This window comes from Halobaculum saliterrae, assembly GCF_009831625.1.
GTDB classification, from domain to species: domain Archaea; phylum Halobacteriota; class Halobacteria; order Halobacteriales; family Haloferacaceae; genus Halobaculum; species Halobaculum saliterrae.
This window is the reverse complement of the sequence record NZ_WUUS01000001.1, coordinates 234,506-249,729: the sequence shown is the minus strand read 5'-3', so window position 1 is coordinate 249,729 and position 15,224 is coordinate 234,506. Positions and strand designations below refer to the sequence as shown.

At 68.9% G+C, this 15,224-nt stretch carries 13 protein-coding genes; 7 read left to right on the top strand and 6 right to left on the bottom strand.

All coding sequences use genetic code 11. The annotated features are described in order from the left end of the window. Positions 1 to 2 precede the first annotated feature (2 nt). Genes GRX01_RS01250 through GRX01_RS01235 form a run of 4 tightly spaced genes read left to right on the top strand, consistent with a single transcriptional unit; the run spans position 3 to position 4,765 of the window. Entirely contained in the window at positions 3 to 959 is a 957-nt protein-coding gene (locus GRX01_RS01250; RefSeq protein WP_159662626.1) for an ABC transporter permease, read from the top strand. Continuing rightward, positions 956 to 1,996: an ABC transporter permease gene (locus GRX01_RS01245; protein ID WP_321167848.1), complete on the top strand. Its 1,041-nt coding sequence runs from the start codon at positions 956 to 958 to the stop codon at positions 1,994 to 1,996. The genes GRX01_RS01250 and GRX01_RS01245 overlap by 4 nt, the downstream gene beginning before the upstream one ends. A 1-nt stretch (position 1,997) precedes the next feature. Then, on the top strand, positions 1,998 to 3,095 hold the full coding sequence (locus tag GRX01_RS01240) for an ABC transporter ATP-binding protein (RefSeq protein WP_159662624.1): 1,098 nt from the start codon (positions 1,998 to 2,000) through the stop codon (positions 3,093 to 3,095). Continuing rightward, a complete protein-coding gene (locus tag GRX01_RS01235; RefSeq protein WP_159662622.1) occupies positions 3,092 to 4,765 on the top strand; it encodes an ABC transporter ATP-binding protein in 1,674 nt (557 codons plus the stop codon). The genes GRX01_RS01240 and GRX01_RS01235 overlap by 4 nt, the downstream gene beginning before the upstream one ends. 293 nt (positions 4,766 to 5,058) lie before the next feature. Here GRX01_RS01235 and GRX01_RS01230 read toward each other — a convergent pair whose 3' ends face one another. Next, positions 5,059 to 5,739, bottom strand: a complete 681-nt coding sequence (locus GRX01_RS01230; RefSeq protein ID WP_159662620.1) for a DUF1028 domain-containing protein — start codon at positions 5,737 to 5,739, stop codon at positions 5,059 to 5,061. 87 nt (positions 5,740 to 5,826) lie between these two features. Between GRX01_RS01230 and GRX01_RS01225 the strand changes: the two genes are divergently transcribed. Together GRX01_RS01225 and GRX01_RS01220 are read left to right on the top strand one after the other, a co-directional pair. Next, entirely contained in the window at positions 5,827 to 7,464 is a 1,638-nt protein-coding gene (locus tag GRX01_RS01225; RefSeq protein WP_159662618.1) for a gamma-glutamyltransferase family protein, read from the top strand. A 94-nt stretch (positions 7,465 to 7,558) separates the two neighbouring features. Beyond that, positions 7,559 to 8,050, top strand: coding sequence for a hypothetical protein (locus GRX01_RS01220; protein WP_233740800.1), 492 nt, complete (start codon positions 7,559 to 7,561; stop codon positions 8,048 to 8,050). Between the two features lie 105 nt (positions 8,051 to 8,155). Here GRX01_RS01220 and GRX01_RS01215 read toward each other — a convergent pair whose 3' ends face one another. The 5 genes from GRX01_RS01215 to GRX01_RS01195 all read right to left on the bottom strand — a co-directional run bounded on the left by GRX01_RS01215 (position 8,156) and on the right by GRX01_RS01195 (position 14,384). Then, on the bottom strand, positions 8,156 to 9,460 hold the full coding sequence (locus GRX01_RS01215; protein WP_159662616.1) for an ABC transporter ATP-binding protein: 1,305 nt from the start codon (positions 9,458 to 9,460) through the stop codon (positions 8,156 to 8,158). Next, positions 9,453 to 10,610: an ABC transporter ATP-binding protein gene (locus GRX01_RS01210; protein WP_159662614.1), complete on the bottom strand. Its 1,158-nt coding sequence runs from the start codon at positions 10,608 to 10,610 to the stop codon at positions 9,453 to 9,455. Before GRX01_RS01210 ends, GRX01_RS01215 begins: the two co-directional genes overlap by 8 nt. Beyond that, positions 10,610 to 11,614 (bottom strand): ABC transporter permease, encoded by a 1,005-nt coding sequence (locus GRX01_RS01205; RefSeq protein WP_159662612.1) that lies wholly within the window; start codon positions 11,612 to 11,614, stop codon positions 10,610 to 10,612. Before GRX01_RS01205 ends, GRX01_RS01210 begins: the two co-directional genes overlap by 1 nt. After that, positions 11,614 to 12,609, bottom strand: a complete 996-nt coding sequence (locus GRX01_RS01200) for an ABC transporter permease (RefSeq protein WP_159662610.1) — start codon at positions 12,607 to 12,609, stop codon at positions 11,614 to 11,616. Before GRX01_RS01200 ends, GRX01_RS01205 begins: the two co-directional genes overlap by 1 nt. A gap of 104 nt (positions 12,610 to 12,713) precedes the next feature. After that, positions 12,714 to 14,384, bottom strand: coding sequence for an ABC transporter substrate-binding protein (locus GRX01_RS01195; protein ID WP_233740799.1), 1,671 nt, complete (start codon positions 14,382 to 14,384; stop codon positions 12,714 to 12,716). A 177-nt stretch (positions 14,385 to 14,561) separates the two neighbouring features. Here GRX01_RS01195 and trmY point away from each other — a divergent pair, with 177 nt between their 5' ends. Then, positions 14,562 to 15,152 (top strand): tRNA (pseudouridine(54)-N(1))-methyltransferase TrmY, encoded by a 591-nt coding sequence (trmY, locus tag GRX01_RS01190; RefSeq protein WP_159663225.1) that lies wholly within the window; start codon positions 14,562 to 14,564, stop codon positions 15,150 to 15,152. Positions 15,153 to 15,224: the final 72 nt, after the last annotated feature.

Genomic DNA, 15,224 nt, shown 5'->3' with positions numbered 1-15,224 from the left:
TCATGTGGCGGTACATCACGAAACGGGTCGCACACGCCGTCCTCGTCATGTGGATGGTCGCCACGACGGTGTTCTTCGGGCTTCGGGCCGTTCCGGGCGGCCCCGTCAGAGGGATGCTCGGTCAGGAGGCGACGGAGGAGGCCGTCGCGCGCCTGCGAGAGGACCTCGGGCTCGACGAGCCGCTGGCGGTCCAGTACGTCGAGTGGATGACGGACCTGCTGGTCGGCGATTTCGGCACCAGCATCACCTCGAGCGAGGCCGTCGGCACGCTCGTCGCCCAGGCGGTCCCGAAGACGCTCTCGATCGCCGCCTTCGGCGTCACGCTCGGACTGTTGGTCGCGATCCCCGCCGGCGTCATCGGGGCGACCCGCCGCAACGAGCCGGCCGACTACGCCGCCACGATCGCGGCGTTCCTGGGCATCTCTATGCCGGCGTTCTTCGTCGGGATCCTGCTGGCCGTCGTCTTCGGCGTCTGGCTGGGCTGGTTCCCCGTCGTCGGCTACACGAACATCTCGGAGGGCGTCGTGCCGTGGCTGCGCGGGATCGTCCTCCCGGGCATCGCCGTCGGCCTCCCGTACGCGGCCGGCGTCACCCGGATGATGCGCTCGTCGCTCATCGAGACGCTCGACGAGCAGTACATGCGGACCGCCCGCGCGAAGGGCGTCGGCGACAGCGTCCGGCTGTACAAACACGCGATGCAGAACGCCCTCATGCCGGTCGTCACGATCGCCGGCATCCAGCTCGCGCTGGTCTTGGGGGGAACCGTCACGGTCGAGATCGTCTTCGGCATCCAGGGGCTCGGGCGACTGCTCGTCGACTCGATCCTGGAGCGCAACTACCCGGTGACGCAGGTGGCCATCCTGCTGATATCCGGCATATTCGTCTTCATGAATCTCCTCGTCGACATCGCATACACCGCGATCGATCCGCGGGTCAGGTACGGAGGTGAACAGGCGTGACCGACGCGACCGACGCGTCGGCCGACACCGAGGCGGACGACGCGGCGCGCCCGGACGGGGGAACTCCCGCGTACGCTCGCAACACCGGCGAGTTCGGCGTCGGAGAGGTGCCTCAGGAGTACGAGACTGGCGAGCGCGTCACGGCCCACCGGTCGACCGGCGAGCGGATCGTCGAGGCGCTGACCGACAACAAGCTGGCGCTCGCCGGGGCGGTCACCATCGTGGCGCTCGTGCTCGTCGCCGTCTTCGCCCCGTACGTCGCGCCGTACGGGCCGGAACAACAGTTCGGCTTCATGCAGGAGCCGATGGGCCAGTCGACGGCCGACGTCGACGGCGACGGGACGACCGAGACGGTGACGCACTACCTCGGCACCGACTCCTTCGGCCACGACATCCTCACCCGGATCATCTACGGGGCGCGGATCTCGATGGGGGTCGCCCTGGCGACCGTTGCGTTCGCGTTCACCGTGGGGACCACCCTCGGCATCCTCGCCGGGTTCTACGGCGGCTGGGTCGACTCGGTGATCATGCGCTACATCGACTTCCAGTGGGCGTTCCCGACGATCATCCTCGGGGTCGGCATCATCGCCGTGATGGGCGGCCTCGGGTGGCTGAACGTCGTGGTCGCCATCGGGATCGCGTTCATCGACGACTTCGCCCGGATCATCCGCGGCGAGGTGCTGTCGATACGCGAGGAGGAGTACATCACCGCCGCCCGCGCCGTCGGCATGGGCGACGCGCGCATCATGTTCAAGGAGATGCTTCCCAACGCGGTCGCGCCGCTGATCGTGCAGGCGACGCTGATGATCCCGTTCGCGATCCTCGCGGAGGCGGGGCTCTCGTTCCTCGGTCTCGGGGTCAAACCGACGACGCCGACGTGGGGACTGTTGATCTCCGACGGCCGCCAGTTCGTCTCGCAGGCGTGGTGGATATCCGTGATGCCCGGGTTGGCGATCATGTTCACCGTGCTCGCGTTCAACACGGTGGGAGACGGCCTGCGCGACGCCTTCGACATCTCCGAGGGCGAGGTGAACTGAGATGGCCACGATCGATGTCGCCGCCGAGCGCGACGACGGCGGCGACCCGGTGTTGGAGGTCGAGAACCTCCACACGCAGTTCCCGACCGACCGGGGCGTGGTGCGGGCGGTCGACGGCGTCGACCTGACGATCGAGTCCGGCGAGATCGTCGGGCTCGTCGGCGAGTCCGGCTCCGGCAAGTCGGTCCTCGCCGAGAGCGTCGTCGGGATCGTCGAGGAGCCGGGCGAGATCGTCGAGGGGGACGTGCGCTTCGACGGCGAGTCGCTGCTCGCGATGTCGGACGCCCGACGCCAGGCGGTTCGCGGCGGTCGGATCTCGATGGTGTTTCAGGACCCGATGAACAGCCTGAACCCGACGCTGACCGTCGGCGAGCAGATCGCCGAGACCGTCCGCCTCCATCAGGACGTCGGCGAGTCGGTGTCGCTCCCGGCCGAGCTGAAGCGGAAGATCGTCGGCGCGGCGAAGAACGGCGACGCGTGGCGCCGGGCGATCGAGATGCTGGAGGCCGTGGAGATCCCCGAGCCCGAGGCGCGGGCCGCCGACTTCCCGCATCAGTTCTCCGGCGGCATGCGTCAGCGCGCGATGATCGCGATGGCGCTGTCCTGTGAGCCGGACCTGCTCGTCGCCGACGAGCCGACGACCGCGCTCGACGTGACGATCCAGGCACAGATCTTGGAGGAGCTGGAGGGGCTGAAGGACGAGTTCGACACGTCCATCCTGCTGATAACCCACGACCTCGCGGTCGTCGCCGAGACCTGTGACCGGGTCAACGTGATGTACGCCGGAGAGATCGTCGAGCGTGCCGAGACCGAGGCGCTGTTCGCCGATCCGCAACATCCGTACACCCAGGGACTGATCGCCAGCACGCCCCAACTCGACGAGCCGGATCGGGACCTCCAACCGATCCAGGGGAACGTCCCCGACCTGATCGACATTCCGTACGCCTGCCACTTCGCACCGCGGTGTCCCGAGGCCGAGCGGGAGTGTTTCGAGATCGAACCGGAGTTCCGCCCGGTCGGCGACTCGGACGCTCCCGGCGACGGCGGGACCCACGAGGCCGCCTGCCTACGGCGCGGTCCGGACGGTGAGCGACTATGAGCGCGGACACACCCGTCGGCGCGGAGCCGAGCGAGGATCCCGACTCCGAGGATCCCGACTCGGTCGACCGCGATGCGGCGACGCCCGGCGACGACGGGGCGGCCGACGACGCGGATCCGGTGTTGTCGGCTGAGGGACTGGAGAAACACTTCGAGCAGTCCGACGGCTTCCTCGACCGGCTGCTCGGCACGGGCGGGACGGTGAAGGCCGTCGACGGCGTCGACCTGGAGGTCCGCGAGGGGGAGACGCTCGCGGTCGTGGGCGAGTCCGGCTGCGGCAAGTCCACGCTGGGACAGGCGCTGTTGAACCTCCATCGGCCGACCGACGGCACGGTGCGGTACCGGGGCGAGGAGATCACGGGCCTCTCCGGGTCCGCGATGCGACCGTACCGTCGCCACCTACAGATGGTGTTTCAGGACCCGCTGGCGTCGCTGAACCCGCGAAAGACGGTCGGCGACATCGTCATCGGACCGATGGAGGTCCACGACGAGCCGTCGACGGACCCCGACGTGACGACGACCGCCGAGGTGCGCGTCGACGGAGCGGTGACGGAGCCGGTCGCGGTGAGCGTCGACGACGACGTCGACCGGGCGGTCGGGAGCGTGGAGGGCGTCGCCGCCGTCGACGTGGAGGTGGGTCCGGCCACGGACGGCGAGGGGATCGAGGTCGATCTCGGCGAGGCCGGCGCGGTGCTGGCGGCCACCGTCGACCGCACCGCCGACGGCTACGAGGTCCGGATATCGGTCGACGCGTCGACTCCCGACCTCCGCCGCTACCGTGCCGGGGCGCTGCTGGAGCGGGTCGGTCTCGAACGTGGGCACCTCGACCGCTACCCGAGTCAGTTCTCCGGTGGCCAGCAGCAGCGGGTCGGTATCGCTCGCGCGCTGGCGGTGGAACCGGATCTCATCGTCGCCGACGAGCCCGTCTCCGCCCTCGACGTGAGCGTGCAGGCGCAGATCCTCAACCTGCTGGAGGAGCTGCAGACGGAGCTGGGGTTGTCGCTGCTGTTCATCAGCCACGACCTCTCGGTCGTCCGGCAGGTGGCCGACCGGGTGGCGGTGATGTACCTCGGCGAGATCGTCGAGACGGCGCCGGTCGACGAGCTGTTCGCCGAGCCGCGCCACCCGTACACGAAGTCGCTGCTGTCGGCGGTGCCCCGGATCGACCCCGGCGACCGATCCGACCGGACGGTCCTCCGGGGGTCGGTCCCCTCACCGATCGACCCGCCGGCCGGCTGTCGGTTTCACACCCGATGCCCGGAGGTCATTCCGGGTGCGGGATGGGACGGCGACCAGGAGTCGTTCCGGCGGGCGTTCTCGTTCCGGACGCGGGTCGAGAGCGGCGAGCTCGAACCCGACGCGGTCCGCGACCGCCTCGAGGCCGAGTCGGACGCGTCCGCCACCGACGAGACCGTCGCCGCCCGGCTGCTGGAGACGGCGCTCCCGGGCGCCGTCGACGCGTTCCCCGCCGGGGTGACCGAGTCGCTCCGGGAGGCCGGTCGGCTCGTCGCCGCCGGCGAGGACGACGACGCGGCGGCCCTGCTGCGAGAGACGTGCCCCTCCCCCTGCGTCGACGAGGCGCCGCGGACCGTCGAGACCGTCGACGCCGCCACCGTCGCCTGTCATCGGGTCGACCCCGACGCGCCCGGCGAGGAGCGCGTCGGCGACTGATCCCGGACCGAACGCCGTCGATTCCTCTCGAACGCTCCGGTCGTCCCGGGCGGGTTCGGCCCCGTCCGGACCCGTCTGCTCGACGCCGCTTGGCTCCGTTGTTGCGAACGGACGGGACCGCAGGCGACGCGATCGCCCGCGTCGAGGGCTCCGCTCGACCGGCTCCCGTGTAATCGCGTGAACCGCGCGGCGGCCGGCCACGTCATCGGGAACGCTGGCCCCGCTCTCCGTGGGAAACGTTCGTCGCGATCGAGGCACCGACCCGCCGTCGTCGAAGCGCGGCAGCGGCGTCGTCAGTCGAAGATCCGCCCTTTCTTCTCCTCGGTGAAATCGCCGCTGGCGTCCTCGGCGGCCTCGTACACTCGGCGTATCTCCGCGATGGGGTCGTCGTGTTCGTCGACGCGGAGGTCGTGGTAGGCGGTCGTCTTCGGCGCCTTCACGAGCACCGCCGCGGAGCTGTGGCCGCGCTTGTCGCCGCCGGCGTCGCGGCCGGCCTCGAGCGCGTCGATGAGCCGGGGGACGAGATCCGCGTCCGGGACGGGGTCGTTCGAGGCGCCGGCGGCGCCGTCGAGGAACGTGTCGACGGCGGCATCGAGCGTGTCACCGTTCGCGAGCATGTTCCCCGCGGCCGTGACCCCTTCCTCCTCGCGCACGAGGTGACCGCACCACCCCTCGCAGCTGTCGCCGGTGAACGCGAACGCTCCCCCCTCGTCGTCGACGCCGTGAAGCTGTCGCATGTCGCTATCGTCGTCGCGTTCGAGGAGGCCCGGGAGAGCTGTCTCCACCCCGACGTCGTCGAGCAGCCTGATCCCGCGTCGACCCAGGCGCACGTTGACGAAGCTCTGGGTGCTGACCGCGCCTCGATGGCTCGCGTACGGCGCGAGCGCGCCGACCGCCGGGGCGTCGGTTGCGACGCCGACCCCGAAGGCCGGTCCCGCGGGCGTCTCCTCGCGAACACACAGTGAAAACGTCATGCCATGGGCTGTAAGGCCCCCAACAAAACCGGTTTCCCAAATATATACGGTGGCACCTTTTCCGCCGTCGGGGGCGACTCGTCGGACATGCAGGACCCTGATATCGATCGATTCTCCTCCCGCCGGTCGACGGTGTACGGCCAGCGCGGCGTCGTGGCCACGAGCCAGCCGCTCGCGTCGCAGGCGGGGATCTCCGTGCTCGAGGACGGCGGAAACGCTTTCGACGCGGCGGTCGCGACCGCCGCCGCGTTGAACGTCGTCGAACCGACCTCGACGGGGCTCGGGGGCGACGTGTTCGCGCTGTACCGCACCGCCGACGGCGAGGTGGGCGCGATGCGCTCGTGCGGCCCGTCGCCGGCCGAGGCGACGATCGAGAACGTCCGCGAGGCCGTCGCCGACGAGGAGGACGTCGACCCTGCCGACGCCGAGATGCCAGCCACGGGTGCCCACGCAGTGACGGTCCCCGGCACCGCCCGCGGGTGGGAGGCCACCGCCGAGCGGTTCGGCGAGAAGTCGCTCTCGGAGCTGCTCCGGCCGGCGATCCGGTACGCGATCGACGGCTATCCGGTCTCCGAGGTCGTCTCCGCGCAGTGGCAGCACGGCGAGGAGCTGTTCGAGACGGACCACGCCCGCGAGGCGTTCCTCTTCGACGGCGAGGCGCCGGACGTGGGCCAACACGTGACGCTCCCCCGGCTGGGCGAGTCGCTTCGACGGATCGCCGAGGAGGGCGCCGACGTGGTGTACGAGGGCGAGATCGGCGAGCAGATCGCCGCCGAGGTCCAGGAACACGGCGGCTTCCTCACGACCGACGACCTCGCGGACTTCGAGCCGGAGTTCCCCGACCCCGTCTCGACGACGTACAACGGGACAGAGGTGTACGAGCTCCCGCCGAACAACCAGGGGCTCATCGCGCTGGAGGCGCTGAACGTCGCCGAGGAGCTCGGTGCCGGGGAGCACGACTACGACTCCCCCGAGCGCGTCCACTACTTCTCGGAGGCGCTGAAGCTCGCGTTCCACGACGGCCACCGCTACATCACCGACCCCGACTTCGAGGAGCATCCGCCGCTCGCGAGCAAGGAGTGGGCGGCAACGCGTGCACAGGAGGTCGGCGAGGAGTGCAACGACGACGTGAGCTTCGGCGTGCCCGACGCCAACGCCGAGGACGCCGACACGGTGCTGCTGTGCGTCGCCGACGACGAGGGCAACGTCGTCTCCTTCATCAACTCCCGGTTCGCCGGCTTCGGCTCGGGGCTGGTCGCCGGCGACACCGGGATCGCGCTGCAGAACCGCGGGTCGTCGTTCTCGCTGGACCCGGACCACCCCAACTCGCTTGCGCCCGGCAAGCGACCCTTCCACACACTGATCCCGGCGCTGGCGGACTTCGCGCCCGACGACGACGGCACCGACGACTGGGCGGCCTTCGGCGTGATGGGCGGGTACATGCAGCCGCAGGGGCACGTGCAGGTGATCTCGAACGTCGTCGACTACGGCCAGCCGCTGCAGGCGGCGCTTGACAGCGCCCGGTGGCGGTACCGGGAGGATGGTAGCCTGGCGCTGGAGCCGCAGTTCGACGGCAACACGGCCGCGAAGTTGGTCCGGAAGGGCCACGACGTGAAGACGCTCCCGCCGGCGCTGTTCGGCGGGGCACAGATCGTCCGCAGCGCCGACGGCGTCCTCTCGGCCGCGACCGAGCCTCGAAAGGACGGCAACGCGCAGGGGTACTGAAGGGCACCGAACGGTCGCCGACCGCCGACGGGCAACTGTCGTGCGATCGCACGGAACCGACACGCTCATTCGCCTCTCGTCCCTTCCGACGCCCGTGCCACAGTCCCCGCGGAGTCGAGAGGGTGGCGATCGCCTCGGCTTCGACGAGACGCGTGACTACCTCGGCGCCGCCGTCGCCGCCCTCCTCCCGGCGTCGCTGGTCGCCCGCGGGCTCTCGATCGCCGTCGACACCGACCGCGAGGTGTACGCGCCGGGAGATCCCGTGTCGGTGCGAGTCGTCCTTCGCAACCGCCTCCCCGTGCCGGTCGCGGTGACGACCCCGTCGCGTCGGCTGTGGGGGTGGGAGGTGGACGGCGCGCTGGAGGCCAGCGAGGAACCCCGCCGCGACCCCGGCGGGTCGGGAACGCTCTCGTTTCGCGCCCGCGAGCGCAAGACCCGCGAGTGGACGTGGGACGGCCGGGTGACCCGTCGCGACGACCGCGGCCTTCGCTCGTCGCCGCTCGACCGCGGCGACCACGAGATACGCGCGTTCGTCGCGACCGAGCGAGAGCGACCCGAGGGGAAAACGACGTTCCGCGTCGAGTGATGGCGACGGCGCCGTGGCGTCGTCGTCGAACGAGTCGAGAGAACCGAAGAACGCGGGGAACGTGACCGACGGCCGGTCGCCTCAGTCGTCGGCGTGCGGGACGCCTCAGTCGTCCGCCGGGGCGGGCGCCTCCACGTCATCGCGATGGAGGTGGCAGGCGGCGAAGTGTTCGCCGTCGCCGATCGTCGGGTCGACCGAGTAGGAGGGCTCCTCGGTCGCACAGATGCTCGCGTCGGCGAACGTGGAAATGAGCTGTTCGGCCGCGTCCTCCCACTCGTCGTCGGCGACCCGATCGAGCGCGTCGTCGACGACGGTCCCCGCGCGTCCCGACGGGGTTCCGTCGGGGAAGAACTCCGCACGGACCGCGGCGCGGTCGTCGGCCTCGAAGGTGCGCCGGTCCACGGCGCGGGCGAACTCGCGGACGGCCTTCCACGTGTCGGAGTCCATCGAGAACTCGTCGGGCTGGATGAGCCTCGGACACCGGGTCCGGAACCGACAGCCCGACGGCGGCTCGATCGGCGAGGGAACGTCCCCCTCCAGCACGCTCCGGGCGCCCTCCGAGCGCGGATCCGGGACCGGGATGGAATCGAGCAGGGCCTTCGTGTACGGGTGTTCGGGGTGCTCGAACAGCTCCTCGGTCTCGGCGAGCTCGACCAGCTTCCCGAGGTACATCACGGCGACGCGGTCGGAGATGTGCCGGATGACGCTGAGGTCGTGGGCGATGAACAGGTAGGTGAGGCCGAACTCGTCCTGCAGCTCCTGCATCGTGTTGAGCACCTGCGCCTGGATCGACACGTCGAGCGCCGACACCGGCTCGTCGCAGACGATGAAGTCCGGGTTCACCGACAGCGCCCGCGCGAGGTTGATCCGCTGGCGTTGCCCGCCGGAGAACTGGTGCGGGTACCGGTTGTAGTGGTGCGGGTCGAGGCCGACCTTCTCCAACAGCTCGCGGGCGCGCTCCTCGCGTTCGCCCTTGTAGAGGCCGTGGGCCTTCATCGGCTCCTCGACGATGGGGCCGACCTTCATCCGCGGGTCCAAGCTCGACTGGGGATCCTGGAAGATCATCTGCAGGTCGCGGCGGCGCTCGCGGAGGTTCGACCCGGACAGCTCCGCGAGGTTGTCGCCCTCGAAGTACACGGCGCCGTCGGTGGGATCGACGAGTCGGAGGATGGTGCGCGCGAGCGTCGACTTCCCGCAGCCGGACTCGCCGACGAGCCCGAGCGTCTCCCCGCGCTTCACGTCGAAGCTCACGTCCTCGACGGCGCGAACGGGCGGCTCGTCGAACAGCGCCGACAGCATTCCGTCGGACTGGCTGAAGTGTTTCGTCAGTCCCTGAACGCTGAGGATCGTGTCGTCGTCGGTCCCGCCGGCGCCGGTGCCGAGCGCGCCCGTTCCGTCGGCCTCACTCATCGGCCTCACCTCCGGGAACGCCGGCGGGGTCCCGGCCGTCGTCGTCGCCGCGCATGTCGGCGAGCCCGCCCGCGAAGGCGCCCGTCGCCTCCGTTTGGAGCGGGTCGCTGTCCTCGTAGCCGACGCGCTCGTACTTGATACACGACACCGCGTGCGGCGCCTCGTCGGCGTCGCTCACGTCCTGGTACTCCGGGTGGAACTCCTTGCACGCCTCCCGGGCCTCCGGGCAGCGCGTGTGGAATCGACACCCGGAGGGGGGATTGATCGCCTCCGGCATCACCCCCTTGATCGGGTCGAGCGACTCGACCGATCGGTCGGGGCGAGGCATCGACCGCAGCAGCGCCTCGGTGTACGGATGCTTCGTGTCGTGGAACAGGTCGTCCACCTCGGCCTCCTCGATGACCTCGCCGAGGTACATGACGTTCACGCGGTCGCAGATCTCCGCGACGACGCCCATGTCGTGGGTGACCCACAGGAACGCGGTGTCGTACCGCTCCTGGAGGTCGCTGACCAGATCGAGGATCTGCCCCTCGACGGTCACGTCGAGCGCGGTCGTCGGCTCGTCGGCGATGATGAGCCGCGGCTCACACGCCAGCGCCATCGCGATCAGCACGCGCTGGCGCATCCCGCCGGAGAACTCGTGCGGGTAGTCGTCGTAGCGAGCCTCGGGTTCGGGGATGCCGACCTCCCGGAGCATGTCGACGGCGATCGTCTTCGCCTCCGACTCGTTCACGCCCCGGTTCAACTCGATGAACTCCCGAAGCTGGGCGCCCACCTTGAACACGGGGTTGAGCGACTCCATGGGGTCCTGAAAGACGATCGCGATCTCGCGACCGCGGACCTGCTCGCGCATCTCCCGGTTCGAGAGCATCTCGTCGGACTCCTCCATCCGGCCGTCGGGAGTCTCCTCGATGTCGACCAGCTTCTTCCCGTCGAACGTGACGGTGCCGTCGACGATCCGCCCCGGCTCCTCGACGAGCCGCATGATCGACTGGGCGGCGACCGACTTCCCGGCGCCGGACTCGCCGACGAGGCCGACGAGTTCGCCCTCGTTGACCTCGAAGTTCACGCCGTCGACCGCGCGGACGGTGCCTTCCTCGGTGAAGAACTGGGTCTTCAGGTTCTCGACTGTGAGTAGTGGTTCGGACATCAGTTGTTGATACGGGGGTCGAGCGCGTCGCGAAGCCCGTCGCCGAGCAGGTTGAAGCCGACCACGGTGATGAGGATCGCGAGCCCGGGCCAGATACTGAACCACGGGTCGGGCAGCATGTAGTCACGCGACTGCGAGAGCATCTGTCCCCACGACGGCGTGGGCGGCTGTGCGCCGAAGCCGAGGAACGACAGCCCGGCGACGATGAGGATCGCCACGCCGATCTGCAGGGTCGCCTGTACCAGAACGGGCGCGAAGCTGTTCGGGATGACGTGTCTGAAGATGATGTTGCGGTCGCGCACGCCGGCCGCCCGCGCGGCCTCGATGTAGTCCTCCTCGCGTACCGACAGCACCCGCGAGCGAATGAGCCGGGCGAACGTCGGGATGTTGGCGATCCCCACGCCGATCATCGCGAACGTGAGGTCGCGACCGAACGCGACCATGAACACGATGACGAGCACGAGGAACGGGATGGCGTACAGGGTCTCGACGGCGCGCATCAGCACGTCGTCGATGCGGCCGCCGTAGTAGCCGGCGACCGACCCGACGACCGTCCCGGCGACCAGCGCGATGGTCGTCGCGATGACGCCGACGGAGATGGCGATCCGCGTGCCGTAGAACACCCGTGCGAGGATGTCGCGTCCGCGGTCGTCGGTGCCCAGCGGGTGGGCCCACGTCCCCTCGCCGAAGACGTTGGTCGTCCACGCCGGCGGCAGCAGTTGGGGGGCGACCTCGGCGTTGGGACTCATCCACACCGCCTGCGCGATGGCGTACTGTTCGATCCCGAACATCGGGAGAACGGTCTGATCGAGGAACGCGATAACCGCGACGAGCGTCGCGACCCCGATGATCCCCAGCCCCGCCAGCGCCGTCGGGTCGCGACGGACCTGCGAGACGGTGTAGCGCCACCCGACGTTCGCGGCGGGCTGTTCGGGGTCGGACTCGACGGCCTGTGCGTCGCTCTCGGTTCGCGAGTCGGTGTCGGATCCGGTTGTCGTCGCCATCAGTCTGCGTCCTCGAAGGTGACCCGCGGGTCGATGTACGCGTACGAGAGGTCGGTGATGATGACCCCGACGACGAACACCAAGCCGAGCACGAGCGTCGTGCCGACGACCAGCGCGAAGTCCTGGTTGTTGATCGCGGTGATGATGAGCGTCCCCATCCCGTTGATGGAGAAGACGGTCTCGGTCAACACCGCCCCGCCGATGGCGCTGGTGAGCTGGAGCCCCAACAGCGTGATCAGCGGGAGCTGTGCGTTACGGAAGGCGTGCTTGCGGAGGATCGTCGTCTCCTTGACGCCGTAGGCTCGCGCGAGCTTGACGTACTCCTCGCCGAGCACCTCCAGCATCGAGGACCGCTCGATCCGGGTGAGCGCCGCCATCTGGAGCGTGCCGAGCGATATCGTCGGCAACACGAGGTGGTGCAGCGACGTGACGAGCACGTCGAGCTGACTGTCGACGCCCACCTCCGCGGGCGACGCCCACGGGAGCACGAGGTTGGTCGCGGGGAACCAACTGACCTGATAGGCGAACACGATGATGAGCACCAGGCCGATCCAGAAGGAGGGCGTCGAGACGCCCAGCAGGGCCACGACCCGGGCGACGTGGTCCGTGGGCTTGTTGCGTCGCTGGGCCGAGATGATCCCGAGCGGGACCGACGTGACGATCGCGAACGTGAAACTCGACACGAGCAACAGGATCGTCACCGGCATCCGTTCGAGGATCTTCTGGGTGACGGGAACCTCGTAGTACAGGCTCGTTCCCAGGTCGAGCTGTACCACGTCCCAGAGGTAGTTCAGGTAGCGGAGCCACAGCGGCTGGTCGAGTCCGTACTTCGCTCTGATGGCGGCGGCCTGTTGGGCGCTGGGCGACGGCCCGAGCATGATGCTCACGGGGTCGCCCGGCATCGCCTCCATCAGGAAGTACGTGATCGTGACGACCCCGAGCAGGACCGGTATCGCCTGCAGGACCCGTCGGATCGTGTACTGTGCGCGTCCCATGTCTCTAGTGTCGTGTGGCTTCGTTTCGCACGGGGATATATAAGTTCGCGGAAGCGGGGTTCGAGGCCGCTCCCGTCAGTTTACGCCCGGTTCGGGAATTCGATCTACTTGTCGACCGAGACGTTGTTGTCGTCGGTGACCAGGTGGAACGAGTCCACCGGGTGCGACGTGAAGTCGTTGACGTAGTCCTTCACGCCGAAGCTGTTCTTGAGGTTGTACGCGGGCAGGTGCGCGCGGTCCTCGAGGATCGTGGTGATCGCCTCGGTGTACAGTTGCTTGCGTTCCTCCCGGTCGGCCGACTGTCGGGCGTCGACGATCTTCTGGGCGGCGTCCTTGCCCCGCTGGCTGTTGGCGCCGTAGTACGACCCGTTGGTGACGCCGAGCGTGTCGTCCGTACGGCCGAACATGTAGTACGTGAACGCGTCGGGGTCGGGGGTGCCGGACCAGCCGAGCGTGTACATGTTGTAGTCGTCCTCGTTGCCGGTGACGTACGCCTCGAGGAACGCGCCCCAGTCGAGCCGCTGGACCGAGACGTTGTTGAAGCCGGCCTCCTTGAGGCCGTTCGAGACCGAGATACCGATCTGTTCGCGCTTGTCGTCCGGCGGGACGATGATCTTCCAGTTGTAGTCCATCGAGACGCCGGCCTCCTCGAAGAGGGCGGTCGCCTCGTCGATGTTCTTGTCGTGGGGGATCTGCTCCCACTCGTCGATCGGGAAGCCCCAGTCCTCGGTGATCGAGGCGGGCGTCGGCGCGTACTGGCGGACGCCGGTCGGCTCGACGTACTGCTCGACGGCCCTGTCCATCGAGAAGCAGTAGTCGATCGCCTCGCGGACCATCGGGTCCGACGTCGGGCCCTCGTTACAGTTGAACGCGAGGTAGAAGTAGCCGATCCCGGGCACCTCGTCGATGCTCGCGTCGTCGATGTCGCGAACCGTCGAGTACAGCTTCGGCGGGATCTCCTCGACCACGTCGTTCTCGCCGTTGCGGAGCGTGGTGACGCGGGTCGTCGCCTCCGTGATCGGCGTGTAGTGGACCTTCTCGAGGTTCGCCATCGGCTCGCCCCAGTAGTCCTCGTTGCGCACGAGGTCGACGTAGTCGCCCTCCTGCCAGCCGTCGAAGACGAACGGCCCCGACCCGACGGGGTTCTGGGTGTTGAACGCGTCCTTGTCGTCCTCGCGGACGGACATCGGGACGATACGGCCGGCGGCGAGCGTGTTCATGAACGGCCCGTACGGGTACTTCAGGTTGAACACGATCGTGTCGTCGCCCTCCGTCTCGATCGAGTCGATCATGTTGAACTCCGAGGCGTTCTCGGTCTCCTCGTCGACCGGGGCCTCGAAGCTGTACTTCACGTCCTCGGGGGTGACGGGGTCGCCGTTCGAGAACGTCGCGTCCGTCGTCATCGTCACCGTGTACACGGTGCCGTCGTCGTTGACTTCGGGCTCGCCCGTCGCGAGCTCGGGGACGACGCCGGTCCCCTCGTCGTACGTGTACAGCCCCTCGAAGATCTGGCTGGCCACCTGATCGGACGGCACGTCGTTGAGCACGATCGGGTCGAACTCTAGCGGGCTCTTGACGAGCGCGAGGTTGAGCGTGCCGCCGCTCGAGCCTCCCGAGTCGTCGCCCGAGTCGGTGTCGGAATCGGTGTCCGAGCCGCCGTCGGAGCCCGAGTCGGTCGTCTCGTCGTCGCTCTGGCCGCTGTCGCCGCCGAGACAGCCGGAGACGGCCGCGACGCCCGCCGCGCCGGTTCCAGTTAGGAACGTGCGCCGGTTCATTCGGTCGAATACGCGAGTGATGTCGTCTTTTGTCATGGTTTTTCTACCCAAAGCGGGATATGGATCCATGGCTTACAACACTATTTATACTTATTGCTGTTGGTGTCGGTAACGTCCGCCACCGAGGGGACCGACCCCGATCGGAACGCCGATTGTCTCCGCGGATCGACGCCGTGCATGCGCCAGTTCGTCGTCTGCGGTCACGACGCCCCCACGACGCCCGAGTTCAGTCTCGACGACCTCGCCGGCGGGGCGGGGCGACTGGATCTGCTGTGTCGCTGTGTCAACGCCGGGCTGTTCCTCTCGCACGGGATCCGCGAGGACAGCCGCGTCCACCTCGTGCTCGGCGACGAGTACACCGTCCGGTTCTCGGGCGCGACGGCCCGCGGGCTCCATCCCGACGAGCGCACGACCGCCGCACGGGTTCGCGACGCGCTCGATGCACGCGAGAACGCGATCGGCCACATGCCGGCCGAGGTGTCTCCGGGCGTCGAACTGTACCGGATGGGAGTGGCCGAGACGCTCGACGCGATCGACGGTACGCTCGTCCAACTGCACGAGGAGGGGGATCCGATCGTCGAGACTGAACCGCCCGAGGATCCGGTGTTCGTCCTCTCGGACCACTCGGACTTCACCGCCGAGGAGGCCGATCTCCTCGCCGACCGCGCCGACCGCCGGGTTCGGCTCGGCCCCGAGGCGATCCACGCGGATCACGCTATCAGCGTCGCCAACAACTATCTCGACACCGACGGCTACGAGCGGTACTGAGCGTCGGTCCGGAGTCGGTCTCCGGCGGGGGCACGCGATCGGGGGACTGCCCCGCGTTCGGAAGCCTTAACA

Excerpts from the sequence above, each read along its gene's own strand:
- GRX01_RS01250 (WP_159662626.1), top strand. The coding sequence starts at position 3 with ATGTGGCGGTACATCACGAAACGGGTCGCACACGCCGTCCTCGTCATG.
- GRX01_RS01240 (WP_159662624.1), top strand. The coding sequence starts at position 1,998 with ATGGCCACGATCGATGTCGCCGCCGAGCGCGACGACGGCGGCGACCCG.
- GRX01_RS01235 (WP_159662622.1), top strand. The coding sequence starts at position 3,092 with ATGAGCGCGGACACACCCGTCGGCGCGGAGCCGAGCGAGGATCCCGAC.
- GRX01_RS01230 (WP_159662620.1), bottom strand. The coding sequence starts at position 5,739 with ATGACGTTTTCACTGTGTGTTCGCGAGGAGACGCCCGCGGGACCGGCC.
- GRX01_RS01225 (WP_159662618.1), top strand. The coding sequence starts at position 5,827 with ATGCAGGACCCTGATATCGATCGATTCTCCTCCCGCCGGTCGACGGTG.
- GRX01_RS01215 (WP_159662616.1), bottom strand. The coding sequence starts at position 9,460 with ATGAGTGAGGCCGACGGAACGGGCGCGCTCGGCACCGGCGCCGGCGGG.
- GRX01_RS01210 (WP_159662614.1), bottom strand. The coding sequence starts at position 10,610 with ATGTCCGAACCACTACTCACAGTCGAGAACCTGAAGACCCAGTTCTTC.
- GRX01_RS01205 (WP_159662612.1), bottom strand. The coding sequence starts at position 11,614 with ATGGCGACGACAACCGGATCCGACACCGACTCGCGAACCGAGAGCGAC.
- GRX01_RS01200 (WP_159662610.1), bottom strand. The coding sequence starts at position 12,609 with ATGGGACGCGCACAGTACACGATCCGACGGGTCCTGCAGGCGATACCG.
- GRX01_RS01195 (WP_233740799.1), bottom strand. The coding sequence starts at position 14,384 with ATGAACCGGCGCACGTTCCTAACTGGAACCGGCGCGGCGGGCGTCGCG.
- trmY (WP_159663225.1), top strand. The coding sequence starts at position 14,562 with ATGCGCCAGTTCGTCGTCTGCGGTCACGACGCCCCCACGACGCCCGAG.